16 protein-coding genes and 3 tRNA genes are annotated in these 26,148 nt (G+C 48.5%); 9 read left to right on the top strand and 10 right to left on the bottom strand.

Translation table 11 applies throughout. From position 1 onward, the window contains the following. Nucleotides 1-2 precede the first annotated feature (2 nt). From G5332_RS15570 to G5332_RS15590, 5 genes are all read right to left on the bottom strand, one after another. Nucleotides 3-76 (bottom strand) — tRNA-Val (locus G5332_RS15570). Between the two features lie 17 nt (nt 77-93). Then, a tRNA-Val gene (locus G5332_RS15575) sits at nt 94-170 on the bottom strand. 13 nt (nt 171-183) lie between these two features. Then, nucleotides 184-260 (bottom strand) — tRNA-Val (locus G5332_RS15580). 159 nt (nt 261-419) lie between these two features. Next, on the bottom strand, nt 420-1,799 hold the full coding sequence (locus G5332_RS15585) for an MATE family efflux transporter (RefSeq protein WP_266135060.1): 1,380 nt from the start codon (nt 1,797-1,799) through the stop codon (nt 420-422). Nucleotides 1,800-1,948: 149 nt separating this feature from the next. Continuing rightward, nucleotides 1,949-2,155, bottom strand: coding sequence for a YaeP family protein (locus G5332_RS15590; RefSeq protein WP_113739999.1), 207 nt, complete (start codon nt 2,153-2,155; stop codon nt 1,949-1,951). Nucleotides 2,156-2,288: 133 nt separating this feature from the next. Here G5332_RS15590 and G5332_RS15595 point away from each other — a divergent pair, with 133 nt between their 5' ends. The 3 genes from G5332_RS15595 (at nt 2,289) to G5332_RS15605 (ending at nt 7,826) form a co-directional block, all read left to right on the top strand. After that, complete coding sequence (locus tag G5332_RS15595) at nt 2,289-2,906, top strand: riboflavin synthase subunit alpha (RefSeq protein ID WP_421173071.1); 618 nt, start codon at nt 2,289-2,291, stop codon at nt 2,904-2,906. 528 nt (nt 2,907-3,434) lie between these two features. Beyond that, a complete protein-coding gene (locus tag G5332_RS15600) occupies nt 3,435-4,709 on the top strand; it encodes an MFS transporter (RefSeq protein ID WP_421173077.1) in 1,275 nt (424 codons plus the stop codon). A gap of 54 nt (nt 4,710-4,763) precedes the next feature. Further along, the gene (locus G5332_RS15605) at nt 4,764-7,826 is read left to right on the top strand and encodes a beta-galactosidase (protein WP_421311357.1); all 3,063 of its coding nucleotides are present in this window, start codon (nt 4,764-4,766) and stop codon (nt 7,824-7,826) included. A 579-nt stretch (nt 7,827-8,405) separates the two neighbouring features. Here the strand turns inward: G5332_RS15605 and G5332_RS15610 are convergent. The 3 genes from G5332_RS15610 to G5332_RS15620 all read right to left on the bottom strand — a co-directional run bounded on the left by G5332_RS15610 (nt 8,406) and on the right by G5332_RS15620 (nt 13,566). Then, nucleotides 8,406-9,713 (bottom strand): carbohydrate porin, encoded by a 1,308-nt coding sequence (locus G5332_RS15610; RefSeq protein ID WP_421173069.1) that lies wholly within the window; start codon nt 9,711-9,713, stop codon nt 8,406-8,408. A 174-nt stretch (nt 9,714-9,887) separates the two neighbouring features. Next, complete coding sequence (gene melB, locus G5332_RS15615) at nt 9,888-11,231, bottom strand: melibiose:sodium transporter MelB (protein ID WP_421173068.1); 1,344 nt, start codon at nt 11,229-11,231, stop codon at nt 9,888-9,890. A 208-nt stretch (nt 11,232-11,439) separates the two neighbouring features. Continuing rightward, nucleotides 11,440-13,566, bottom strand: a complete 2,127-nt coding sequence (locus G5332_RS15620; RefSeq protein ID WP_421173067.1) for an alpha-galactosidase — start codon at nt 13,564-13,566, stop codon at nt 11,440-11,442. A gap of 1,284 nt (nt 13,567-14,850) precedes the next feature. Here G5332_RS15620 and G5332_RS15625 point away from each other — a divergent pair. From G5332_RS15625 to G5332_RS15645, 5 genes are all read left to right on the top strand, one after another. Then, nucleotides 14,851-17,190 carry an inverse autotransporter beta domain-containing protein gene (locus tag G5332_RS15625; RefSeq protein ID WP_421311366.1) on the top strand — a complete coding sequence of 780 codons (2,340 nt, stop codon included), beginning with the start codon at nt 14,851-14,853 and terminating at the stop codon, nt 17,188-17,190. A 68-nt stretch (nt 17,191-17,258) separates the two neighbouring features. Next, nucleotides 17,259-17,963, top strand: coding sequence for a ZirU family protein (locus G5332_RS15630; protein ID WP_421173065.1), 705 nt, complete (start codon nt 17,259-17,261; stop codon nt 17,961-17,963). 243 nt (nt 17,964-18,206) lie between these two features. Continuing rightward, nucleotides 18,207-19,883, top strand: a complete 1,677-nt coding sequence (locus G5332_RS15635; RefSeq protein ID WP_421249824.1) for an Ig-like domain-containing protein — start codon at nt 18,207-18,209, stop codon at nt 19,881-19,883. Nucleotides 19,884-20,360: 477 nt separating this feature from the next. Next, nucleotides 20,361-21,107, top strand: coding sequence for a hypothetical protein (locus G5332_RS15640; protein ID WP_216953520.1), 747 nt, complete (start codon nt 20,361-20,363; stop codon nt 21,105-21,107). Further along, nucleotides 21,104-23,269, top strand: a complete 2,166-nt coding sequence (locus G5332_RS15645) for a putative bifunctional diguanylate cyclase/phosphodiesterase (RefSeq protein WP_421259503.1) — start codon at nt 21,104-21,106, stop codon at nt 23,267-23,269. The genes G5332_RS15640 and G5332_RS15645 overlap by 4 nt, the downstream gene beginning before the upstream one ends. Before the next feature lie 75 nt (nt 23,270-23,344). On the opposite strand, the gene G5332_RS15650 is transcribed toward G5332_RS15645, so the two are convergent. Both G5332_RS15650 and G5332_RS15655 read right to left on the bottom strand, forming a co-directional pair. Continuing rightward, nucleotides 23,345-23,656: a hypothetical protein gene (locus G5332_RS15650; protein WP_216953522.1), complete on the bottom strand. Its 312-nt coding sequence runs from the start codon at nt 23,654-23,656 to the stop codon at nt 23,345-23,347. 85 nt (nt 23,657-23,741) lie between these two features. Then, on the bottom strand, nt 23,742-24,458 hold the full coding sequence (locus G5332_RS15655) for a winged helix-turn-helix domain-containing protein (protein WP_227342793.1): 717 nt from the start codon (nt 24,456-24,458) through the stop codon (nt 23,742-23,744). Nucleotides 24,459-25,522: 1,064 nt separating this feature from the next. Between G5332_RS15655 and G5332_RS15660 the strand changes: the two genes are divergently transcribed. Then, complete coding sequence (locus G5332_RS15660) at nt 25,523-25,900, top strand: winged helix-turn-helix domain-containing protein (protein WP_216953524.1); 378 nt, start codon at nt 25,523-25,525, stop codon at nt 25,898-25,900. Nucleotides 25,901-26,148 lie beyond the last annotated feature (248 nt).

Below are 26,148 nucleotides of genomic sequence, written 5' to 3' on the forward strand. Positions count from 1 at the left end.
GGTGCGTCCTAGTGGATTCGAACCACCGACCCCCACCATGTCAAGGTGATGCTCTAACCAGCTGAGCTAAGGACGCATAACAGCAATCTGTGATGGTGCGTCCTAGTGGATTCGAACCACCGACCCCCACCATGTCAAGGTGGTGCTCTAACCAGCTGAGCTAAGGACGCATCACAGAAAAAGTGGTGGGTTTAATTGGATTCGAACCAACGACCCCTACCATGTCAAGGTAGTGCTCTAACCAACTGAGCTATAAACCCACTTTCTCTTACTTCACTACGCCAGCGCTGCTGACGTGGTCGGCATACTACCCATGCCCCCCAAGGCTGTCAACAGGCCATATGCACAAAGGAGACTGTTTGCCCAGTTCTTGCGCAGCCTGTTGATTTTGCAGGCGAGTTGTCGCTCGCCAAGCCCTGTTACTGAGATCGCGACAGGGTAGTGCAGGCTTCCGGAGTGGCAAAACGGCCATAGATGTAGCGCAATCTCGCCCCCAGCATCAGGGCCGCACTGGTGAGGCCGACGATAAAGCCGATCCAGAAGCCCTGCGGCCCCATCCGCGGCACCAGCCAGTCGGTCAGACCCAGGATCATGCCGGTGGGCAGCCCCAGTCCCCAGTAGGCGACGATGGTGACGTAGAAAATCGCCTGGGTATCCTTGTAACCGCGTAGTGCGGCGGCCGCGACCACCTGCACCGAGTCGGAGATTTGATAAATGGCGGCGAAGAACAGCAAAATGGCCGCCAGGACGATCACCTGCTGATCATCGGTATAGATCGAGGCGATCTGCTCGCGCAGTAGCACCGTCATGGCGGCAGTGGCCGCGGCAATGGCCATCCCCAGCATCAAGCCGGTGCGAGCCGCTACCCGAGCGTGATGGGGCTGCCCTTCACCTATGCTGTGGCCAACCCGGATGGTGACACCCACCCCGATGGAGAGGGGTAGCATAAAGACCAGGCTGGAGAAGTTGAGCGCAATCTGGTGGCTCGCCACCGTCTCGGCACCGAAAGGAGCCAGCATCAGGGCTACCACGGTAAACAGGGTCACTTCGCAGAAGATCGCCATGGCGATGGGGAAGCCCAAGCGAAACAGTCGCCAGATCCGGCTGCCGTTGGGGCGAGCCAGCTGGGAGAAAAGCCGGATCTCGGTGAAGTGACGGGAGAGCTTCACATAGAGGATCATCGCCAGCAGCATGGCCCACAGCACGATGGCAGTAGCCACGCCACAACCCACACCGCCCAGTTTCGGCATGCCGAAGTGGCCGTGAATGAAGATGTAGTTGGCGGGAATATTGACCGCCAGCCCGACAAAGCCGATCACCATGGTAGGCATGGTGTGGGAGAGCCCCTCACTGAAGTTGCGCAGCACCTGGAACATCACGAAGGCAGGCAGGCCCCACAGGATGGCGTGCAGATAACCAGTGGTCTTGGCAGCCATCACCGATTCCACATCCATAAACTGCAACGCCAGCGGGCTGTAATAGAGGGCGATCATCGCCAGCGGGGTGACGATCAGTGCCAGCCAGAAACCCTGATGGACGGCCGGGCGAATGGCTTCGCGTTTACGGGCGCCATTGAGCTGGGAGACGATGGGGGTGAGCGCCATGATGATCCCCTGCACCAGCAGGATCACCGGTAGCCAGAAGCTGGACGCCACCGACACGGCGGCCAGATCGACTGCACTCACCTGTCCCGCCATCACGGTATCGACGAAGTTCATGGCGACCTGGGCGACCTGGGCGACCAGTATGGGGCTGGCTAGACGGACGAGCTGCTTCGCCTCGGACCAATAACGTTGCACTGACACCTCCGAGTGGATCAGATAAGAGTAAAAAAGAGCGGAAATCGGGAAGAGCCTTTGCACTTTCGGACGAAAGTGCAAAGGGTGGGGGAGGCATTCTAGCCTGAAATTCAGCCAGGACGAAATAGTTGCCGCCCCGAGGGGCAGGATCAGGCGTCTTCGTGATCGCTGATCAGCAGGTTGGCAGCGGCATAGGCGGCCTGTTCACGCAGTTCGGCGGGCACCCGCTCATCGGCGGCGACCGCGTTGAGGGCGCGGATAGTGGCGGCGATGGCCTTCGGCACATAGCCCTGCTCGCCGGAGCCAATCTGGTTATAGGCGATACGGATCGCTTCACAACATTGATATACCTGCATTTCTTTTTTCCTTGTTTACCCGGATGTGAACGGCGTCACTATAGCGATCGGGCGCAAGCTTGTCAGCCTGTACCCTTGTCTCACCCTCTGCCCGAGGTTAACCTGCCCTTTTTGCCGTAGCAGGAGACGAGAGATGTTCACTGGCATAGTACAGGGGACGGCCGAACTGGTGGCCATCGAAGAGCAACCCAACTTCCGTACCCACGTGATCCGCATGCCCAGCCGGGAGTGGGGGGAAGGGCTGGCCCTCGGCGCTTCGGTGGCTCACAACGGCTGCTGTTTGACCGTCACCCGTGTCGAGGGGGAGCTGATCAGCTTCGATCTGATGCAGGAGACCCTGCGCCTCACCAACCTCGGCAAGCTGCAGGTGGGGGACAAGGTCAATGTGGAGCGGGCTGCCCGCTTTGGCGACGAGATCGGCGGTCATGCCATGTCTGGCCATATCATCGGCATGGCAGAGGTTACCTCGGTGATCGACACACCCAATAACCGTCAGGTGTGGTATCGCCTCGCTCCCGAGCTGATGAAATATGTGCTGACCAAGGGATACATCGGCATCGACGGCATCAGCCTGACCATAGGTGAGGTGCGCGAGCGGGAGTTTTGCGTTCACTTGATCCCCGAGACCCTGGCTCGCACCAACCTGGGTTGGGTCAAGGCCGGCTGGCCGACCAATATCGAGATCGATCCCCAGACTCAGGCCATCGTCGATACGGTGGAGCGGGTACTGGCGGCGCGCGCGGGTAACTGAAGGCACTGTCCTAGTTATATGTTGAAAGGGAGCATTGTTGCCCAAATTGATGCAGCTTGAATGAAACTAACTGAGGACTCGGTGATCTGATCACCACTACCCTCTATCAAGTCTGCATCATGGGAGCGTCCCTGCCCCCCCATCACCAACGGGTTTGTAGTGGTCTAATCATCTTGGCCACCATCGTAGGGGGAGCAGTTATCACCATGGTCTGCTTAATGACCTGATGAGATCAGGTCGCTATCTCTATAACCTCCATCTACATAATTTCGATTCTATTAATGAAGCTGCTTTAATTTTCCATATTTTATTATTTTTATAATCAGAAATTTATTATTTGATTGTGCTAGTGGGGTCTCTTTTTTATATACTTCCATATGGTGCTGGTGTAATCGTTTACATCGATGTGTGTTACGTCACAATATCCATCGTAATTAGTTCGTAATCTTGTCATGAGGCGAGGGCAGTCTGAGGACATTCTCTCAAGTCAATGGTTTATTATGGACAATGGATGGATATTTGATGAGTATGGAAAGATTGTTTGGATTGAATAGGAATATGGTAATGTTCGGTGCCATATTTTTTCTTTACTTTTTTATAATGGGAGCTTATTTTCCATTTTTCCCGATTTGGCTGCATGATGTCAATGATATCAGCAAGGCTGAAACTGGAATTGTCTTCGGCACTATTTCTTTATTTGCACTTCTATTTCAGCCAGTATTTGGGCTGATTTCTGACAAGTTAGGGCTGAAAAAGCATTTGCTCTGGATAATCATTGGACTACTGGTATTCTTCGCGCCCTTCTTTCTTTATGTATTGGCACCATTGCTGAAATTGAACATCTATCTCGGTTCTATCGTAGGGGGCATGTACATCGGTTTTGTATTTGCAGGCGGGGCTCCAGCCATAGAGGCTTATGTTGAGAAGGTGAGTCGCTCCAGTCAGTTCGAGTTTGGCCGAGCAAGGATGTTTGGCGCAATAGGCTGGGCCCTTTGTGCCTCTATTGTAGGGATCATGTTTACCATCAACAATGAGTTCGTGTTCTGGGTGGGGTCTGCTTTTGCTGTTGTAATGGCGGTTTTATTCTATTTTATCAACCCTGGTCGTGGTAGCACCAGTGAAGTGCTAGATAGTATTGGCGCCAATCAGAAAGGGTTTAGCGTAAAACTGGCAATGGGATTGTTAAAACAACCAAAATTCTGGTTCTTCACCCTCTATGTCGTCGGGGTGGCATGTACCTATGACGTATTTGATCAGCAATTCGCGAATTTTTTTACCGCATTCTTTGATACAAAAGAAGAAGGTACTCGTTACTTTGGTTATGTCACTACGATGGGGGAGTTACTGAACGCCAGCATCATGTTTTTTGCCCCACTGATTGTGAATCGAATTGGCGGAAAAAATGCCCTGCTAATCGCTGGGGCCATCATGTCTATTCGAATCATCGGCTCCTCATTCGCCGAGACAGTTAGCCATGTCATTTTGCTGAAAACTCTACATATGTTGGAAGTTCCATTCCTGTTGGTCGGTACATTCAAGTACATCACTAGTGAATTTGATGTTCGCTTTAGTGCGACTATCTGGTTGATTGGCTATCAGTTCTTCAAGCAGCTAGCAACCATGTTTATGTCTGTGTGGGCTGGATCTATGTATGAGGTGATGGGCTTTCGTGAAACCTACTTGGTATTGGGCATTATTGCCGCAACTTTCACCTTTATTTCTGTCTTTACCCTCTCGGGAATGGGAACACTTGGGCTGTTAAAGGGTAGAACGATGGTTTTAAAAAAAGCCGCTAGTTACTAACCGACCATTTTGTAATCAGAGATTTGAAAAAGGTTATAAAAGATGAATAACAGTATGGCGTTACACCAAATCATTTGTCGTGCCGATTGGCAAACACAGGCTGTGACCAGTGTTAATCGTTTACCCACTCATACCCCCATGTTCAGCTGGCGCAGCGAAGCGGATGCCAGGGGGGATCTGGCCTCTTCCTCCCGTCTCTTGCTCGATGGCGAGTGGCGCTTCTCCTTCTTTGCCGCTCCCGAATTGGTGCCCGAGAGCTGGCTGTCGCAGGATCTGGTGGATGCTTGCCCCATTACAGTGCCGGGCAACTGGCAGCTGGATGCCGCCTATCCAGCTGCGCGGCCGCTCACCGATGGCCCCATCTACACCAATATCAAGTACCCCTTTCCCTGCGATCCGCCCCGAGTGCCAGCAGAGAATCCTACTGGCTGCTACTCCCGCGAGTTCGAACTGCCCGCCAACTGGCTGGCAAGCGGACAGAGCCGGATCATCTTCGACGGGGTGAGCAGTGCCTTCCACCTCTTCTGCAACGGTCGCTGGGTCGGTTATTCCCAGGACAGCCGCCTGCCCGCCGAATTCGATCTGACCCCATATCTGCAGAGCGGTCGCAACCGGCTGGCGGTGCTGGTGCTGCGCTGGTCCGACGGATCCTATCTGGAAGATCAGGATATGTGGTGGCTGTCGGGGATCTTCCGCTCCGTCAGCCTGTTGCACAAACCGTCCCGCCATCTGATGGATATGCGGGTGACCCCCGAGCTGGATGCCTGCTATCGGGATGGTCGTCTCAAGATTGCCCTGCAAGTGGCTAATGGGGCCGGTCTGTCGGTGGAGGCCAATCTCTATGACGGTGGCGAGCGGGTCGCGACCCTGCGCCAGCCGATCGGCACCCAAGCCATTGATGAAAAAGGGGCGTATGACGATCGCGCCGAGTTCTGGCTCGATGTGGCTGCGCCGCGCAAGTGGAGCGCCGAGACGCCCCATCTCTATCGCCTGACCCTGACCCTGCTGGACGAACAGGGTCAGGCCATCGAGAGCGAGGCGTGCGATGTGGGCTTTAGGGTGGTGGAGATCTGTGGCGGCCTGCTGCGGGTCAACGGTCAGCCGCTGCTGATCCGTGGTGCCAACCGCCATGAACACCACCCCGCCAGGGGTTATGCCATCGATCGTGCCACCATGGAGCGGGATCTGCTGCTGATGAAGCGGCACAACTTCAATGCGGTGCGCTGCTCCCACTATCCCAACCACCCCGACTTCTATCGCCTCTGCGATCGGCTCGGTCTCTATGTGGTGGACGAGGCGAATCTGGAGACTCACGGCATGACCCCCATGGGGCGGCTGGCGCGGGATCCTGCCTGGAGCAACGCCTTTCTGGAGCGGGCGACCCGCATGGTGGCGCGGGATTTCAACCACCCCTCCATCATCATCTGGTCGCTGGGCAACGAGTCGGGTTACGGCCCGGCCCACGATGCCATGTATGGCTGGATCAAGCGCAGCGACCCGAGCCGTCCGGTGCAGTACGAGGGGGGCGGGGCCGATACCCCGGCCACCGACATCATCTGCCCCATGTATGCCAGAACCCATCAGGATCAACCCTTCCCGGCGGTGCCAAAGTGGGCGCTGGCCAAGTGGATCGGCCTGCCCGGCGAGCACCGGCCGTTGATCCTCTGCGAATATGCCCACGCCATGGGCAACAGTCTGGGGGGTTATGCCCACTATTGGCAGGCGTTTCGCGATCATCCACGTCTGCAAGGCGGGTTTGTCTGGGATTGGGTCGATCAGGGGCTCGACAAATACACCGCAGATGGCCGCCACTACTGGGGCTATGGCGGCGATTTTGGTGATGTGCAAAACGATCGCCAGTTCTGCTGCAACGGTCTGCTGTTCCCGGATCGCACCCCCCATCCCGCCCTGTGCGAGGCTAAGCGCGCCCAACAGCCGTTCCGCTTTGCCCTGCTCGAGCACACCCCGCTGCGGGTGCGGATCGAGAGCGAATACCTGTTTCGGGAAACCGACAACGAGCGGCTTTGCTGGCTGTTGTGTGAGAACGGCCATGTGCAGCAGCAGGGGGAGTTCTCCCTTGATCTGGCGCCACAGGGGGTGGTCGAGTTGACCCTGAGCGAGACACTGCCCGCCTTTGCGGCAGGCTCACTGGCCTGGCTCGATCTGGCCATCGTTCAGCCGCAGGCTACCCCCTGGTCGCAGGCGGATCACAAGGTCGCCCGTCAGCAGTTCACCCTGCCGACCCCCCTTGCTCTGCCTGCTCCCGCCGCTGCCGCCACCCTGAGCGAGCAGCCGGATAGCTGGCGGGTCACCACCGCAAACAGTCTGTGGCGGCTCGACAAGCAGAGCGGCCGCATCACCAGTTGGCAAAAATCGGGGCAGGAGCAGTTGCTGGCGCCGATCATGGATCATTTCTACCGGGCTCCGCTCGACAACGACATCGGCACCAGCGAAGCGGATCACGCTGACCCCAACTCCTGGATTGCCCGCTGGCAGGGCTGTGGTCTCGGTCAGTGGCAACATCGCTGTTTGGGGATTGCGGTCGCTGGAGGGGATATCCGGGTCAGCCATGGCTACTTCCATCACGATGAGCTGCTGCTGGTGAGTCACTGGCATCACCGCTTTACCGACAATGGCGCCATGAGCCTGGAGATAGAGACCGAGCTGGCGCAAGCGCTGCCTTCGCTGCCGCGGATCGGTCTGTTGCTCCATCTGGCCGAGGTCCCGGCGCGAGCCGAATGGCTGGGGCGTGGCCCGCACGAAAACTATCCGGATCGCCTGCTGGGCGCCGATCTGGGGCGCTGGAGTTTGCCGCTGGAGGCCATGCACACCCCTTACATCTTCCCGAGCGACAACGGCTTGCGCTGCGATACCCGCCAGTTGCAGCTGGGTAGCACGACAGTAAACGGCTGCTTCCATTTCAGTGCCAGCCGCTTCAGTCAGCAACAGCTCGCCGCTGCTCGTCACCAGAGCGATCTGGTGGCCGAAGAGGGGTTGTGGGTCTGTCTCGATGGCGCCCACATGGGGGTGGGCGGGGATGACTCTTGGAGCCAGAGCGTGCGTCCCGAGTATCAACTGCTTGAGCGTCGTTACCGTTGGGGCTGCACCCTTTATTAAGTGAAGCCTGCCAGACCATCATGATGAAGCGCCGGGTATCATCCGGCGCTTCTATTTTATGGCGTGTTATAAACATACTTTCTACACCAGGTTAGATTCATGGAGAAGATTCGAGTTCACCAAGCTGGATATCTCATCTGATGGAGATAACAAACTCGTTATTTTCTGGTGTAGAAGCTATCTCATAAAAATCAAGTTTGTAAAAAATGAGCCATGATGTTTCCCTTAGGGAAGTGTTGATTACTTAACCTCATCAGAACGGTTTTGCTATATTTTTATCGGAGGTTACCAAAAAATATTGCAGGCTTCCTCACAGAGAAATATTTATCACGCTCTTTATTAAAGATATTTATATAGAACTGTCACTATCGTGCAACCATGCCTATCAATAACATCAGTATGAGATATAGCCTAGAGGCACAGAGTTTTCGTAATGAATCATTGTAAACACGACTCAGGTATATGTCGTGTCACATACAGCCAACTAATAACAATGCCAGTCATATATAACTGACTGGCATTGTGCATAGATAACGCAATACTAGTATTTAGTATGGCGACATTTTTTAGTCAATATATTTACCACCATACTTCGATATTAAAGCCGAAAGTCGCTTCGTTTTGACTACCGGCTTTATCGCCAGTCAACTTAACAGGTTTGCCATACACATCGCCTTGACGACTCCACTCATTATCCAGTTCGGCGTAGGTGGCAAATAAACGCAGGGTTGGTCGAGCCCAGACAGAGCGGCCAGCTTGGAACATTTGTGCCAACGTTACCTTGGAGAAGTTGTTCACACCTGAACCATTTTGAGCCTTGACGCGCTCGTAACCAATTTCAAGAGCCGTTGCTGTAAAGTCATTCCAACTATATTGCGGACGCATACCAGCACTGAACCAGTCACTGCCGTACTCATTATCAAGCTCCAGGCTTTGATAAGCTATTGAATAAAGAGCACTCCACTTGTCATTAAAAAAGAGATCGCCATGGTTTATAACGCGGAAACTACTGCCATCATGGTCGACTCCAATCGCATATTTTACTGCTGAGGCTCCCTCGGCACTCATCAAACCGCCAGCCAATCCATCGATACCATACTGCATAGCGAGCGTATTACTACCTAGAGCCCACTTCTGCTGGTATAGCATGCTCAGCATTGCACCGCTATCCGTGATATCCTGATTTGGATAACCTTTGTTATCAAACTGTTCGAAATGATCATTCTGGGCGAATACATAGTTCAAACCGAGCGTTATATGAGCACCACTACTTATATTTATATCGGATAGTCGAACATCAAAATGGTGTAACGAACGGATCTCGTCATGATAGGCCCCATTTTCACCAAGGGCATTATAACTGCTCTCCGGGGTGAAATAGGCGAGATGAAGCTTGGTGCCGCTAACGTCAATATTTTCAATACCAAAGCCCTTGTTAGAGACATCCCAATACTTGACATCGATCATGTGAACTTCATGGCGCTGATAGAATCGCTCCCCGGCCCAGACTACCGCGCCAGGCAAACTTGGCAATATATTATGAGCAGAAGACCAGACCTGTAATGTACCGACATCGCTCCACTTGTCGCCACTGCCAATATAATATGTGAAATCGAAGTAAGCCTCCTCTTGCCGCCACAAGTCAGCCTTGAAACCCAACTCCCACCAGTTCATCTCATTACCAAGACGATAGTTGCCATACCCCTCCTGGGCTCGTAGTACAGCATCCAGTTCTCCTTTACCCCCATTACGTTCATCGTTATTCGTGTTTATATTGCCCCACTTGGCATATCCCATAGTTGTGAAATTTTCAAATGCAGCCTGAGAAGACAAAGGCTGCATCGCTAATAAAAGCAGACTGAAGCAGTTTGATTTTTTTAGTTTCATGTATTTTCCTTACTTGTCAATATTAAATGGATTTTCTTTGCATCGTTAAGAGAATAAAAGGCACGACCTATTTCACCAGGTAACCTAGAGCTATTAATGTGAAAATGATGCGACTATCAGTGAGAACCTAAATGACGAACTCACTTATTTCTTGCAACTTGTTTTTCTCTATATTCAAACTCGACCCAGTGCGGCCAGTATCTCATCGTGAAATTTACCATTGAGCTTATAACTTGATTTATAAATCAGATAGCTCAGAAAAATTAGCAGACTCGGAATGCCTAACATCAAGACCTGCATTCCCAGCACAGTGCCTTCGCTTTGCAAAGTATTTGGGACATAGCCAACTATTGTTAGCCCAATACCAGTCAGGAAGCCGGCAAATGCACTGGCAGCTTTCACCAGCATGGTTTGCACCGAGAAGACGACACTTTCACTGCGCATGCCCATCTTGTATTCACCGTAATCAACCACATCTGCCAGCATAAGAGTTGACATCGCCAAGGCAAAGCCTGAGCCCAACTTCATTGCGGCTCCTGCCATTCCGATCAGTAGTGTATTCTCTGGCATAAAATGACCGGTAAGCAGCAAGATGACATAACTCATCAGTGGGAAAACACAAGCAAGGCGCCAAATCATGGGGCGAGATAGTTTGCTGACGATCAGTGGGAATAACACCAGTCCGATGATCTCGGCAGAGCCCGCAAATCCCATGAAGACGGCGAACATATCTTTATCGCCCATCGCATAAGTGAAGTAGTAGATAGCAAAACTACCGGCTAACTGCATTGCCAAGTTAAAGCACAACACAATACCTATCAAAGCCTTTAGTTGATCATTTTGGAAGATAATCGCTTTTACATCTTTAAAGTTGATCTTCTCAGACACCTTGGTCGCAATAGCGCTATCTTCTTTTACTTTCCATACGGTCAGCAAAGCACTCAAAATGAATATTAGCGCAATAATCATCGATACCTTGGCGAAGCCGGCACCACTATCGCCATCACCCAAAATATCGATAGCTTTCATGCCAAAGGCTCCCATAACAAACCAGGCAAAGCTTGCAAACAGGCGAGGGATCACCACAATCTGCTCTCGCTCTTTCTTATTGCTGGTTAGCGCGGGAATGAACGACCAGTAGGGAATATCCATGATTGTATATGTCATTCCCCAGAGGATATAACTGATAGCTGTATAAATGTATAGTGCGGTTCCTTCAAACTTATGGGTGAAGAAAACAGCTACCATCACGACTGAATTTATCAGGGTACCAATAACGATCCATGGTCTGAACTTACCATAGCGACTGCGAGTATTATCAACAATCATACCCATGATGGGGTCGTTGAACGTATCCCAAATTCTGGCGACTAAAAATAAAGTGCCTACGAATGCAGCTTCAAGGCCAACGACATCGGTATAGTAATACATTAAATAAATGTAAATTATCGAACATGCCAAATCTTTACCAAGGGCTCCTATACCATAGGAAAGTTTGGCGACATTGCTTATACTCATAAAGTTTCATCCTTATTGTGAGTGTCATGTGTGATTTTTCTTGATTAATACAATAACGTGAAATAATGAAGATTTAGTCTAAATATAATGAAAACCCAAAGGGTTATCTTGGCCGGTTTTTAATCATGTCGATAACATCGAGGACGGCCATAATTCAATGGCCGTTTCGCTCTGATTATTTGTGAATCGAGATAATTAAACTGTCAATTTATAACGCTGATATATCGATCAAGATGGCCGTAGTTGGATCAAGAATTGGCATTGCCAGACCTACTTGGCGCAGCCATTCGCCGCTTGATACGATACCAGCAAGGCTCCAGACGGGTTGCTTGTTAACCAGGCCATTATGAAAGTTATTCGGATGCGCGATGACGTTGACGCGATATTGTGTTTGCGCGATTAATCCCGGTATCCGTAAAGTGCCGCTGTGGGCATATGTAGGCATATCTAGCTGTGCAACCATCACTAATGCATGCTTGGCATCAGGAGTTATGACGGCATGGATTTTTTGAGCTTGTTGATCGTCGCTTTCAATACGGTAGGTGATTCCGCTATGAAGCAGGTTTCTATACTGCTTATGCAATGCGATGTATTTTGCAAAGCCAGCTTTCTCTTCGTCCGACTCTTTGACCGGATCGAGCTCTATTCCCATATGTCCAAACAAGGCTGTGATCCCGCGGAAGTCGATGTCGGATACTCTGCGAGTGGCATGGCAATGTCGAGCGCCAATATGAGAGCCCATCACTTCAGGCGGGAAAAAATAGCTAAACCCGCTCTGGATCTCCTGACGTTTGAGTGCGTCATTGTTATCAGATGGCCAGAAACGTTGCACTCGCTTTAGGATCTCATAATCGATACGGCCACCACCGGCAGCACATGATTCAATCTCGATATGTGGATGCCTTGTTTTAAGCTCGTCCATCAGTCGATAGACATTTTGTACCTGGCGTGTTTGGCAAGCTTGTCCGTGGTGAGCAGGCTGGACCGTTTCACGGTTCATGTCCCACTTGAGATAGGCAATATCATAGCGGCTCAGCAGGTCATCAAGACGTTCCAACAAGTAGGCAAAGGCATCAGGATTCTGCAGGTCGATCAGATATTGGTTGCGACCTGTTGGTTGCTCATAGCCATCGAGTTCCATCAGCCAGTCGGGGTGTTGGCGATATAGATCAGAATCTTTGCTGATCATTTCTGGTTCAACCCAGATGCCAAATTCCATGCCCATGGCTTTGACATGTTCGATAACCGGCTGCAAACCATCAGGATATTTCTGCTTATCCAGGTACCAGTCACCCAGTGCCGCCCTATCATTGCAGCGGCCCTTGAACCAGCCATCATCAATGATGAAGCGCTCCACACCCATCTTGGCTGCCTCAGTGGCCATACACATGATGTAGTCTGGATCATGCTCAAAGTAGATACCTTCCCATGTGTTGAGATGTACCGGTCGGCATGTCTGATAGTTGCGTCGCTGCGGAAAGGTCAGGATGTGCTCACGCACAAACTGGTGAAATTGATGGCTCATGCCATTCAGGCCATCAGCACAATAGGTTGCATAGAGCCAGGGGGTCGTGATGCGTTCATCTTTTTGCAGGCAAATTTCCCCCGGGTAGTAGAGTGCTTCGGCCTGCAAGAAACGACGACCATCAGCCTTTACATCAACTCGCATTCGATGATTACCGCTCCAGGCCAGATGAGCTCCCCATACTTCTCCGTGCTGTTCATCAAATCCTTTGGTGCCGATGATGAGCGCCGGGTAATGTTCGTGAGACGTACGACCACGGCGGTTCTCTTGCTGGAATCCACCGTGCATCAGGATATGTCGATGCTGTTGGAACTCATTAACCCAACGCCCGTAGAATGACAAACACTCAATGGCGCGCATGGGTAATGGCAATGTTGTCGCGAGCCTGTTTACCGTGAAGGGCTCCTCGCTTTCATTGTTCAGGGTATGGCGCACGGCGACAATGTCAGAAAGAGGATCTATGGTGAGTTCAGTCATGAGACACAGGCGAGCGACAGGATCATGACTGACAAGGCGTAGGGAATGTTCGTCGTGCTCGACAGACTGAATAGTGAAGACCGGAGACCAATCCTGACCATTTCTATGCCCTTCCAATGCAGGGGAGCTAAAGACGCCCGAACCGGAGTCCGGAAACAAAGTTAACGGGACATCGCAATCCAGTCGGCCAAAAGGCACTGGCCGATCAAGGGATAGGCAGCGCTCCGGGGGCGTCAATGTTAACTTGTTGCCCCAATAGATAATTTCAGCTCCTTGCGTCAGGTTAACGAGCATTTCCGTGCGTCGACCACTTATCTTGCAGATCTTTTCCATTTCTCTACCTTTGGCCTCTGAAAGAGGGGAGTAATTAATGCTGACGGCAGACAGAACAATAAAATGCCGATTAATTAATGTGGTTGGCGCAACAGTAGTGTAAACGATTCCACTGGTGTGACTAAAAAAAATCAATAGCGCTACCTGACTCACAAAAATGGCTTTTTTTTAGCCTTAATTGAATTTTATGGAGGAGTGGTACTGTTTTTTTTAGCACTGATGTCGTAAATGAAGAAAGAAAATAACCAATTGGCATAACATTAATTTATTATTTTAATATGAAGAGGTGTCGACCTCGTTTCTATTTATGGCGATGCACTCTCTTTTCATAGGAGGCACGAAAATTACTCGTGCTTTGCTTATGAAGTTTCTGTTCCGCGAGTAAATCACAGCTGATGTACTGTTTAATCGGAAACGTTTGCCAGAGTGGATCAATGTTCGAGCGGTGGTGACACAGAAATATACCAAGGTGAAGTAGGATGCTGATAAAAATTAAGATTCTTTGTTGGTGGATGTTTTTTGAACTTTAAAATGTATTAGGGGAACAGGGGTGCTCATGGACTGACATCGCAGCAAACCTGAACTCAAGCTGTATTATAAATAGATTTAATTGTGATGCTTGTCACGTTTTCTGAATTCCAGTTAAATGAGCATGCCTGATGCAATAGGGCTCAATGAGGTCTGTTTTGTTTGTGTTTATGGCTGATATAAAGAGAAATGCTATATGTATCAAGCTGATACCAAGGTGGGTTATTTAAATTAATTACATTTATTATTTATTTATTGTGACTTTAAAATTTAATATATAGATCTCAAATGCAGCCCCTCATATATAGTCCTGCCGCTAAAGATATACTCAAGGGTCTATTTATGAGTTTCACACCAAGTAAAGTCCATCAAAGCGTCTGGACTTATCTCTTTTTAGGACAGCAGGCATTATTTCCTGTGGCTTATGCGGCTGGGCAACTCTCCATGCCCGCAGCCAAGCAACCTGAACTTATCCGCTATCAGATCGCAAAGGGAGATACGCTTGGTTCTGTCTCACGCCAGTTTGGCACAACACCTCACCAACTGTTGGCATTAAATGGCAACCTGGCGCTAAACGCCCCTCATTTGCCGGTAGGTGACACTATCAATTTACCGCGTGCGTCCGTTTTACCTGCGCTGTCAGGCGCCAATCCACTGCATTTGACGGCGCCTACGCCAACCCCTGTGGATGTCGAGCAGAAGGTTGCCGAGCAGGCTGCCCGCTTGGGGCAGCTGTTTTCACCTGCCGAGTCAGAGATGCCGTCAGGTCAGGAAAACCACAGTGAATTGGTTAAGGGGTTTAAACGAAGTCTGCGGCATCTACCGCCTTCCGCGCAGAGCGTTACACAGGATGCGACTGCACCGCATCATGGGCCAGAACAAGAGAAGCAGTATTGGCGTCAGCAACTGGTCACCCATTTTGAAGAGGAGGCCAATGCCTATGCAGCATCCTTGCTGGGGACGATGGGCACAGCCAGAACCCGGGTGACACTGGATGACGATTTCAATATGGTCACTGCCGAGGCGGATCTCTTGTTGCCGCTTGCGGAAGAGCAGCAGACCCTGCTGTTTACCCAGTTTGGTCTACGCCGAAATGGGCAGGTGCGCACCATTGCCAACCTGGGGGTGGGCCAGCGTCATTTCCTCGACCGCTGGATGCTGGGCTACAACCTGTTTGCTGATTATGACCTGACCAATCGGCACTGGCGTGCGGGAGTCGGGGCTGAGGCGTGGCGTGACTATCTCAAGTTGGGTGCCAACTTTTATACACCACTGAGCAGTTGGCGTGACTCCCCACGGTTTGAGGGTATGGAAGAGCGCGCAGCACGCGGTATGGATGTGCGTCTTGAGGCCTATCTGCCGGCCTATCCGCAATGGAGCGCATCGCTCACTGCCGAGCAGTATTTGGGGGAGCGGGTTGACTTGCTGGGCGCAGATCAGCTTGAGCGCGATCCGCATGCCATCACTGCCGGTCTGCACTATAACCCCTTCCCGTTACTCAAGATGGATGTCGAGCAAGTTGAAGCGAGCGGCAGGCAACATGACACCCGTTTTACGCTGGGGCTGGAGTGGAAGCTGGGGGCTACGCTCTCGGACATGCTGAATCCGTCCCGTGTCGACAAGTCGCTGGCAGGTATGCGCCACGATCTGGTTGAGCGTAACAATGACATGGTGCTCGAGTATCGCGACAAGGTACTCCTCAAGGCCTCTCTCAACGACCAGTATTCTGCGGGAGAGGGGCAAGCCCTGACCTTGACGCTCAACATTCAGCATTCCCGCCAGATAGCCTCCATCCAGTGGTTTGGCGAGATCCTGGGGCTCAGTGGACTTGGCCCTGCCGATACGGTTGGGCAGGACAAACGTTCCCTTACACTTCCGGTCTTGCCCATCTATCGCATTGGCCAATCCAATCAATATCCGATCGTTGCCATCGTCACCGACATTGATGGCCATGAAGCCATCGCGGAAGGGGTTGTTGTCGTCTCGGAAGACTCTGGGCTGCAACCCGCTATTCAGTTGGCAGAACACTTTGTTCAACTTCGCCCCGGTGCTCACTACCACGTTGACTGGGGGGTGGTTGACCCCCGTCAGAAGCCTGCCAAAGCGCGAAATGGGATCCCGATTGAGAGTATTGAGGGGGATGTAGAAGCGGACCGCGATGGTTACCAGTACCGCTATCGCCTGACATTTCAGGGGCCTGCACAGGTACTGACGGGGCGTGAGCTGGTTGCGCCTGGGCAACCCAACCCCGGCACTCGGTATCGTCTGGATGTAGAGGTCACCTTCCCGAGTGGGCATGTGGCGAGTGACAGCATGGAGTTTGAGTTTATTGATGATGCAACTGTGCCGGGGGCCCCGACGTTGACAGTGACCGACAGCAATGGTGACGACAAGCCAGAGGTCACTGGTAAAGCGGAACCGGAATGTACGGTGACCATTACCTGGCCGGATGGCACGACCAGCACCACAACTGCAGATGAGGATGGCAACTACAGCCTGGAAGCCCCGACGGTGCAGGGGAGTGGCACCATTACCGCCACGGCTACCGACAAGCGCGGCAATACGGGGCCGGCTACCAGCGTGAACTACACCGACTCAACGGCGCCGGGGGCCCCGACGTTGGCTGCGACAGATCGCAACAGCGACAACAAGCCGGAGGTCAGTGGCAAGGCAGAGCCGGAGAGCACGGTGACCATTACCTGGCCGGATGGCACGACCAGCACCACGACCGCGGACGTGGATGGCAACTACACCCTGGAAGCTCCGACGGTGCAGGGGAGTGGCACCATTACCGCCACGGCTACCGACAAGAGCGGCAACACGGGGCCGGCTAGCAGTGTGAATTACCTCACGAGCTTGATGGGAGTGACGATTACCGGGCTGGTTAACGGCTTCCCTCAGGTGGGCTCTGTACTGACGGCCGTGCCTGACTGCGGCTCGAGCGCGTGCCGTGCAGGACTGACCTGGCAGTGGCAGGTCGAGGAGGGGGTCGGTACTGGACGTTTTGTGGATATCGCTGGGGCGACCAGTGTGACCTATTTACCCGTGCGAGAGGATCAGAAGAAACGGGTGCGCGTCATTGTTGCGGCGCTGTGAGCATCCGGAGTGGCGTTTATCGACGCCATGTAAGTCATTTTTTGTAGCCAAAAGGAAGAGAGCAAGTGATGAGAAAGCAAAAAATCGCGGTATCGATCGCAATGGTAATGTGGGGGGTAGCCAGTGGCGCCAGCGCGCTGACATCGGCTCCAACCGATACTGTGAAGGGGCGACCCCCAACGTTGACTGGAGTGTCATTCAACTATGTCGATGTCAACAACAACGGTCGAGTGGATGTAGGTGACAGCCTCAAAATTGAAGAACAAGGTTTTGATGATCCGGATATGGATGTTCAAGCACCGAGTGAGTACAAGTGGTATCGCGATGGCATTGATATGGGGGTAACCGGTGATAGTTATACCCTGACTTTGGCAGATCTTGGTACCCAAATCACAGCAGGAGTGATTCCGCAAACCGATGCAACCACGACAGACCCTTATCAGGGGAATGAAGTTGCGGCGGCGGGGGGCTCTCCTGATGGCGATGGTTCTGTTGATGTGGTTGATCCCAATGAGGTGGATGCCGTCGAGATCGTCATTGCGGCCACTGACGCTGCGCTTGGTGGCAATCCGATTGTCTCGACCGAACTCAGGGCCAAGGTCACTACCAGTGCCGGTGGGGTTGGGGTTGCGAGTGATTACAACTACACATGGCAAATTGAGGATGGTGCAGGTGGCAACTACATCAACATTCCTGGGGCTGTCAGTGAAACCTACACCCCAAGCAAGGATGATCAGAAGCGCAAGCTGCGGGTTGATGTCACCAAGAAGTAAAGCCATCACCAGCCCCGGCTGGATGGGCATGATATTCGGACCATCGCCCGCAGCAAGAGGTTGATGGTTATCGGATGGATAACGGGTTGTCCTGCCTTGCCAGGGAAGGTGAGGTGGGCACATCAATCAGTAATACAGGGCGCCCGCGGGCGCCCACCATTTTAATCAGCTTGGCCTGTAAAAATGGCGAGGCTGGCTAGTTACAGCAGGTGATGGTGCTGTCGTAAACCGGAGAGTGTTTGAATGAAGGTGATATCTCGTTATTTGTCATATCTGGCACTGTGGCTGGTGCTGGGGCAAACGACAGGAGCAATGGCCGAAAGTGCCAACACCCTGTCGGTGCAGGGGCGTGCGCCAGTGGCATCTGGCGTGACACTGACTGGCCCGGCGGCGCCCTTGGTGGGGGATACCCTGCTGGGAACATATACCTTTAATGACCAGGATACTGATGAGGAACAGGGCAGTGTATTGCGCTGGCTGAATAATAGTGACATCGAACTCGCCAGAGGTGATCGCTATCTTTTGACCGATGCCGAGCGTGGCAAACAGCTTCGCTTTGCGGTCATCCCGGCCACCAATCCGGCGGTGACCGATCCGTCCGAGGGGGTCGAGACAAGCAGTTCGCTCTCTGCGGTGGTGCAGGGGCGGCCAGACCCCGCCAAATCCACCTTCAGTGTCGACAAGTCCACCATAGTGGCGGATGGGGTTGATAACGCAGTTTTGACGCTGACCCTCAAAGACGACAATCAAACACCGGTAATCGGCATCAGTGATCGGGTGGAGCTAGGTTATAGCGGTGTGGATACAGATGTTATCTCCCTGATGGAAAACGACCGGGGCAATGGCATCTATGAGTACATCCTGACGGGGACCAAGTCTGGCGTTGTCACCCTGATGCCACAGCTGGATGGCGCTCCCTTGACCACACTTCCTCCATCACTGCAGGTGACTCTGGCCGCCAACCCTGCCACCGCGAGAGTGGCCCAGCTGGTGACCACCACTGACAATCAGCCTGCGGATAACGTCAGCGCTGACCTGCTGACTGCGACTGTGCATGATATCGAGGGGAACCCCATGCAGGGCGCTAGCGTGATATGGTCGCATGGCAGCACCACGGCAACCTTGGGCGCAGCGACAAGTGTGACCGACAGTAATGGTCTGGCAACAGTGACCCTCATCAACACCCAGGCTGAGACGGTCGCCGTGACGGCAAGGGCTGAAGCCAATTCCGGTGACACGGGCATGACCAGTGATGCCAACTTCGCACTCTACCCGGTGCTCGATAGATTAGCCGTGGGCACCAATAATCAGCCCGCCAATAATAAGGCCTTGAACACAATAGTGGCCAAATTCAAAGACCTTGCTGGGTCGGTTCTGGCAAATGTGCCGATCACTGTGCAGTTCAGTGCTGACAAGGGCACCGCCACGTTCGATAACGAGTCGCCATGGACGACCACTACCAATGACGTTGGTGAGGTGATCGTGTCACTGCGCAGCAGCGTGGTTGAGGATGTGGAGGTGACGCTATATGCGAAAAATAGCGATACCGTGCAAAAAGCGGCAACGGTCAGCTTTACAGAATTGATGATAACAAGATTCCTCAAGCCGGATCCGGCAACCATGAATTGGCTGGATGCCGACAACTACTGCAATAGCATCGGACGCCGTCTACCGACGGTAGCTGAATTGCAGGCATTGTTTGTCGAGATATCTCCTTCTTCTGGTGAGAATTATGCCTTGTGTCATGTTCATGGATGGCCACTGGCTAACAAGTGTGGTGGCTCTTTCGATGACTATTGGACGAGTGAGACGTACGACCCTCTTGCTGTTAGTGCACATGCCGCCGTCTATATGCACACAGGTCTCGTTGGTGGATTCGGTGACACACAGCCTAGCCAGGTAGCGTGCATACGTCGTTGAGGAGGCCTTGTTTCCCGGAACGATACCGATTGAATGGAACTAACCGGGGATAGTGGTGATGTGATCACCATTATCCCCTCAATTTTGCACTGCGGTTATTCACGCCATCACTACTGAACAACAAGGGTGATATCCATATACTACAGCTCGTTGAGCTTGGAATGGTTATAAAACCAACCCCATGCAGAAGTACAAATATGAAAGCTATCAGAGGACGGTTGTCGAGTTTTAATATATGTGGCTCAAAAAATAGAGCCTGAAGAATTAAACTTCACGTTGTAAAAAGATCATTCTTGGAGATTCAATCATTTGTATGGTTATCCATAAAATCGCATTAAATCAATGCGTTATGTTGCCATCATCTGTCTTGGTGAGTGGTTTTTATTATTTTATTAATCATCATCTTTTTGATGGCTCAACTTAAAATCTCAATCTGCCAAATTTGAAACATCATAGACCGGTCAGATTGGGGATGAAATGGAACAGGATAACAGTTGGAACATCGGTGAGGATGATATTGAGTGGTGGAATAGCTACACTCGATTATTTGTACAGGATATTTATAGCAAAGACCCTAAAAAAAGAATGGCTGGTTTCTATTTTAGACCACTCAGTATGGAGGCGGCTTCATTCTATCATTCCTGTGATCACGATTTGCTTTTGATGATCACCTGTGTACAAATGTCACTTCTTGAAGAGTGTTGCAAGGCATATCATCAAGCTGGACGTCGGCCATGTCAGTTATTTTTTAAGGCTGAACCACGAGTATTATCAAAAATATCTAGCCAGCTAATAGCATTGATGGATAGTCTGCGCTCTCAAAAGATAGAGTTGATTCTTGACTTGAATTTACCATATCATAAAAATGATAAGGAGTGGCAAAAGTCACTATTTAAAATAGTCGATAGTGGCCATATGGTTTGTCTGGGAGGGTATAACTGGAAAGATAACGAACCCAGAGATTTCCAGGTGGTTAAAGAACTATTTAAATATGTCAGATTAGGACCGCCTCCGTCTAATTTGGCGGAAGTTAATCACTTTATTGATACCTGCTTCTATGTTAAAGAAAAACTGGCAATGCAACTCATATTAGATAGAGTGCAAAGTCAGACAGATCTGGATATAGCTTGTCGGACACCATTTTTTGCATTGATGGGCGATTATATTTCAACTGCTCATTTAGCAAAAAATCTGGATGATGTCTCCTATAAGGTCATGTTATGAGTGCCATCAAGAATACTACACTTGTTATTGCATTGTGTACATTAACACTCTGTAATATGATTTATCAAGATGTATTCCATACATTGAAAAATGATGGGCATCATCATTCTGAATACAGCATTATCTGGGCACCTAATGCTTATCTGGTATTTTTTCTATGGGCATTTGGTCGCTGCATAGATAAGACAATATCACTAATATCAATTTTCATGACAGTAATAGGGTTCAACTTACTCTATTTTAGTAGCCAAAATTATCCTATGGGAATGGGGTCTTATTGGTCATCATTGATAATGTATGCTGTCAATAACACTGTATTTATCATTGGCTTTCTATTTGTGTTGAATTTTTGGCAATCATCAATATCTTTTCTTTCAAAAGACAATGAAGTGCTATCATTTTTATGGCTCCATTTTGGTGGAGCCTTATGTACTCTTATTGCAAGTGTATCTGTCCTGGTTTTCCCTAGTTCCTCAGAAAAATTGGTATATCAGCTGTTTTCCGCAAACCTAATGGCATTTACCTTTTTTACATCATATCTTTTTTTGTCAGAGCAATTCATTCCTGACAACAAAAACCTGAAGATGATGAACTTTTGTTTATTGGTGTCACTGTCATCAATTGTTTTTTTTATAGTAAATGAGTTTTTTCATACCTTATCAAAGGAAACGTTTGCATTAATCTTGATGGCATCATTTATTTGTCTTTTTATTAAATCCAGACCCTATGTGAGAATTGTTATTGCGGCGTTGGTCTCAGCTTTTTGCGCTGCTGTAAATGTAGCTTTGGATTTATCTCTTTATGATTTTATTTTATTTTACAGTATATGCATTAGTACCAGCATTATCTTGATAATGCGGAAGAAAGAAACACACATTATACATGCGCTGCAGAAAACGGTAGATGAGCTTAGAAAAAGTAAACTAATAGACCCTTTGACTGGCTTGCTTAACAGAGAGGGATTCAGGAGCGTATTAAGTGAAAAATGTAACACCAATGAAGAGTTTCTGGTCGCATATGCAGACCTTGATAAATTTAAAGAAATTAATGATTTTATGGGACACGCTGCCGGTGACCTTGTATTAAAGATATCTTCAGCAAGAATGTCATCAATCTTAGGTATGAATAGCTCTGTCGCACGCCTTGGTGGTGATGAGTTTGCTTTTGTTATTCCTGGTGAGAAAAGTGTAGCCCTGCAGCGTTGTCAGGAACTAATCGAAAAAATAACGCAGCCCATCGCAATAGGAGAGCGCACATTTTCAATTGGTATTTCTATTGGAGTTAGCGCTTATCCTCATCAAGCAGTTACAGTAGAAGAGTTGCTTGATAAAGCGGATATGGCCATGTATGCAGCCAAATGCTCCCATGATCGTGCGCCAGTGTATTTTGAAGAAAAGATGGACTACCGAAAAAATCATGAGACATTTTATTTGCAAAGAACATTTAATATAGAGTTAATGTTGGGGGAATGTTATGCGGTATTCCAGCCGCTACACGATATTGAGCAGGGGAGAATAAAGTCATTTGAAGCATTACTGCGACATCCTAATTTTAGCACGGTTGATATAATTCAGTGGGCTGAAGAATATGGCCATATGAATGCACTGTTTGAACTTATGGTACAATGCGCAGTAAATTTTATTCTAAAGTCAGGTTATCCCGTTACAGTCAACATATCTCCCTCTCAGATCATCTTCAATTGTGGGATAATTAGAAACTTAATGGAAAAGGTGATCATAGAATGTAAATTGCCACGAGGTTCATTAAATTTAGAAGTTACTGAGTCGGTACCAATCGTTGAGCAGGCAGTGTTCATTAATGCGGTTGGCCAAATAAAAGAACTCGGAGTAGAAGTTTACCTTGATGACTTTGGTACTGGCTATGCCTTTTTTTCTACACTAAGTATGGGGGCTTTTGATGCAATCAAGATTGATAGGAATCTAGTGTCTGGCATTAATAACTCACTATCCATGCAGCGCCTTTTGAACTCCATATTAACTTATGCGAACGAAGCGGGTATGTACGTTATCGCTGAGGGTGTTGAAGAAGAAGACGAGCTTTGGGTGTTGAAAAACTTGGGGGTAAAATATGTGCAAGGGTACTATTTCTCAAAACCAATGAAAGAAGAGGCCATGTTAAGCTACATAAAAGATTGGCTCTAAGCCGATAAAGAAGGCGTCAATCGATATAAAATTAAAAGCTATGCTACTTAATATCATTGGCTAGCAAGAATAGCATTACCAAAATCCCAACTTGCCAGCCATATTTACCTTGTAAACACGATACGATGGGTTTCTTAGAAGAACCCAATCGTATTGCCCCGCATGAATTTGCTTCGCCGAGTATATATGAGCATCGGTAAACCTTACATTTAGACCATCATCAAAATCGAATATAGGTTTGGATAGTTCTTTTGAATAAACTACAAAAAAAAACAAATCGTCTTTCTTTTTTGCCAAGATTCCTTTAAAAAGTTTTTTCTCTCCACTAATCTTGTTCCATGCGATTGTTTCTACAATGCCGAATCGACATGTGCTTATATATTTCATCTTTACATCATTTGCCTCTGAGTTATAATTGCACCCCATACCATTGATAACCGGAATAATAATATAAGTATGGAGGACTATGAAACTAGTCAACGCTATGAACTTTAATGTCTTGATCATTGTTGTCATATCCATAAAGATAAAGACCAGATTTCTTTTGTATATTGTCAGATATTGACTTTTGCTTGCTTTTATTTAGCTCAAAAACGCCACATATCTTTGTTTTTTCACTTAACTGATAGCAGTAAAGTTCACCTGAAGAAAAGAAATATATGATACCTAATGACAGGATCGCTACGCAATACAGCGAGAATAGTGTTTTGACAAATATTTTTTTAAAATAACTGGCATGATTTTCTTGCGCTATGATCTTTGCGTTAATTTTGGCCATATCAATAATGGCCTCATCTACTTCATCTGAACTTGATTCGGTTGTTTTATTCTCTGTATTTATCTCATTTTTATTTTTTGACGAGTCACAAGGAGGTTGCAGAGCAATCATGCTAGATTGGATCTTGTCTGCTGCGCCATGAAGTATATAACCTCTCCGGTGAACGGTTTCTATCTTAAAAGCCCCGTCAGTTTCTTGTAGTACTTTTCTGATGTTTTTTATAGCAACTGCCAATGAATTGGGAGAGACGAACTTGTTAGGCCACCCTTCTTCAATCAGTTCCTCTTTACTGGAAAACTGATTTAATTTTTTTAGTAAAGCGGTAAAAATCAGTGTCTCGCTTTTGCTTAATCGAGCAATCACTTCTGAGTTCCATGTGACGTCACCTGAGACGGGGTTGTAGTCCAGCATGCAAAACCACCAATGATTAAATTTTACGTTATAAACAAGGCTCTCATCCAGTGAAAGCTAATCCTTAGACCTCTATCTACGATAGCCTTACTTTTAGTGATTCTATAAGTAACATTACTATAGTTGCAATACTCTTATTCAAGCACCCTGTATATTATTCGTTCTCAATAGTGAGACATCGCTCATCATAGTTTCAGTATTAATTAGTTTATCTAATCCATTAATTATAAAAATTTTAAGTGAGGTGTCTCACTATAAACCTTGACACAAATCTTAACCGTTTATTTGTTGCGTAGTTTTACAACAGATGGAGATGTTTATAAAGAAAAATAAGCAGGATGTGAGAAGTTGCTTTGATTGTCATCTGAATATTTATTGTTGTGGTAAATTTCTTGGTGTTATATTAACTTGTTAGTGGTTGTTGATAATGCTGTTAAATATATGCCAGCTTGACAATAAATATTAAATCATGTCTAGTTTAAATCTGGCTTGATACGTTATGGTAAATAAAGCTATCAAGTGACTGGTAGACATATCTAATGTCGGTTCCTGAGATAATCAGAGGCGGTAACGTAAAAATACAGTTATCAAAGCTGGTGACAACTCTCTGCGATGATCTGGCAAATAGCTACATAGCTATCGGATAATAGATAGATCTAAATTAACTCCCTATTAAATCATATCTTTTCATGTAAATTTGCGTCGAATCAGCATTATATTTAACCAGCATTGTATTCTTTATGTCATGTGAGGATACTCATGAACTCTTTTTATATATCAGTGATATAAGATTAATTAAGTCGTTATTTCATGGTTTTGAGTATTGAATAATACAGGAGATGGCCTTTGAAAAGGTTGCCTGTTACTGAGCATTCGGAGTGATGAATGAACAATGAAATTACTATGACAGATGAGATGATGTTGGTGTAACTAATTGAAAAGAAAGGATTTTTTATTTTTATAAATTTATTATTTTAGCATCACTACATTTTGATTAAAACATAGGATTATTGCTGCTTAGTTATCAGGCATATGTGAATCTGTATTGGTCGAGGTGAAATGATATGTATATAAAAATGGTAAATAGAGATAAGGGAGTTACCTTTGATCTTCAAAATGGTATTGTCGAATACAAAGCATTGGGGGGATTGTTGGTACAGTCTAGGCTGGGTAAAAAAGACAGGGATGTATTGATTTATTTGATAAATAACGTAGGGCGATTGATCTCAAAAGATGAAATTTTACATAGTGTATGGACTAATCGTATTGTCTGCGACAATACCGTTTCGGTTTCATTGTCAAATATTAGAAAGTTCTTGAGGAAAGCAGATGAAGATTGCTCATGCCTGACAAATGTCTCTGGGTCTGGTTATATATTCAATCCAGCCAAATCGGGATTTAGATTAGAAAAACAACTGAAAGTAAATGAGTTTGCTGTTTGATTATTGATATTTATTGTCGGTGCTGGTTATTAATTATATTGGTGAGGCCATTGCTGTAAGGGTTACTGTTAGTATGAAATAGTCGTGGCAAGCTACAGTAGCCCAACGCCATTTCACGAAAAATACTGAAGCATGATAAAGTTCAGGTATGAATACGCTGTCAAGCCTTATTTTAACTATCTTGCCAATCAGGAATTATATTTTTCGGTTTGTGGAGCGTGGAATATTATTGTTTTTATCTATGGATA

This window comes from Aeromonas sp. 603757 (assembly GCF_049171255.1).
Lineage (GTDB): Bacteria > Pseudomonadota > Gammaproteobacteria > Enterobacterales > Aeromonadaceae > Aeromonas > Aeromonas veronii_A.

Coding starts and splice junctions, on each gene's coding strand:
- G5332_RS15645 (WP_421259503.1), top strand. CDS start 21,104: ATGAGTGCCATCAAGAATACTACACTTGTTATTGCATTGTGTACATTA.
- G5332_RS15595 (WP_421173071.1), top strand. CDS start 2,289: ATGTTCACTGGCATAGTACAGGGGACGGCCGAACTGGTGGCCATCGAA.
- G5332_RS15630 (WP_421173065.1), top strand. CDS start 17,259: ATGAGAAAGCAAAAAATCGCGGTATCGATCGCAATGGTAATGTGGGGG.
- G5332_RS15600 (WP_421173077.1), top strand. CDS start 3,435: ATGGAAAGATTGTTTGGATTGAATAGGAATATGGTAATGTTCGGTGCC.
- G5332_RS15640 (WP_216953520.1), top strand. CDS start 20,361: ATGGAACAGGATAACAGTTGGAACATCGGTGAGGATGATATTGAGTGG.
- G5332_RS15590 (WP_113739999.1), bottom strand. CDS start 2,155: ATGCAGGTATATCAATGTTGTGAAGCGATCCGTATCGCCTATAACCAG.
- G5332_RS15660 (WP_216953524.1), top strand. CDS start 25,523: ATGTATATAAAAATGGTAAATAGAGATAAGGGAGTTACCTTTGATCTT.
- G5332_RS15655 (WP_227342793.1), bottom strand. CDS start 24,458: ATGCTGGACTACAACCCCGTCTCAGGTGACGTCACATGGAACTCAGAA.
- G5332_RS15605 (WP_421311357.1), top strand. CDS start 4,764: ATGGCGTTACACCAAATCATTTGTCGTGCCGATTGGCAAACACAGGCT.
- G5332_RS15620 (WP_421173067.1), bottom strand. CDS start 13,566: ATGGAAAAGATCTGCAAGATAAGTGGTCGACGCACGGAAATGCTCGTT.
- G5332_RS15625 (WP_421311366.1), top strand. CDS start 14,851: ATGCCGTCAGGTCAGGAAAACCACAGTGAATTGGTTAAGGGGTTTAAA.
- G5332_RS15650 (WP_216953522.1), bottom strand. CDS start 23,656: ATGAAATATATAAGCACATGTCGATTCGGCATTGTAGAAACAATCGCA.
- melB (WP_421173068.1), bottom strand. CDS start 11,231: ATGAGTATAAGCAATGTCGCCAAACTTTCCTATGGTATAGGAGCCCTT.
- G5332_RS15610 (WP_421173069.1), bottom strand. CDS start 9,713: ATGAAACTAAAAAAATCAAACTGCTTCAGTCTGCTTTTATTAGCGATG.
- G5332_RS15635 (WP_421249824.1), top strand. CDS start 18,207: ATGAAGGTGATATCTCGTTATTTGTCATATCTGGCACTGTGGCTGGTG.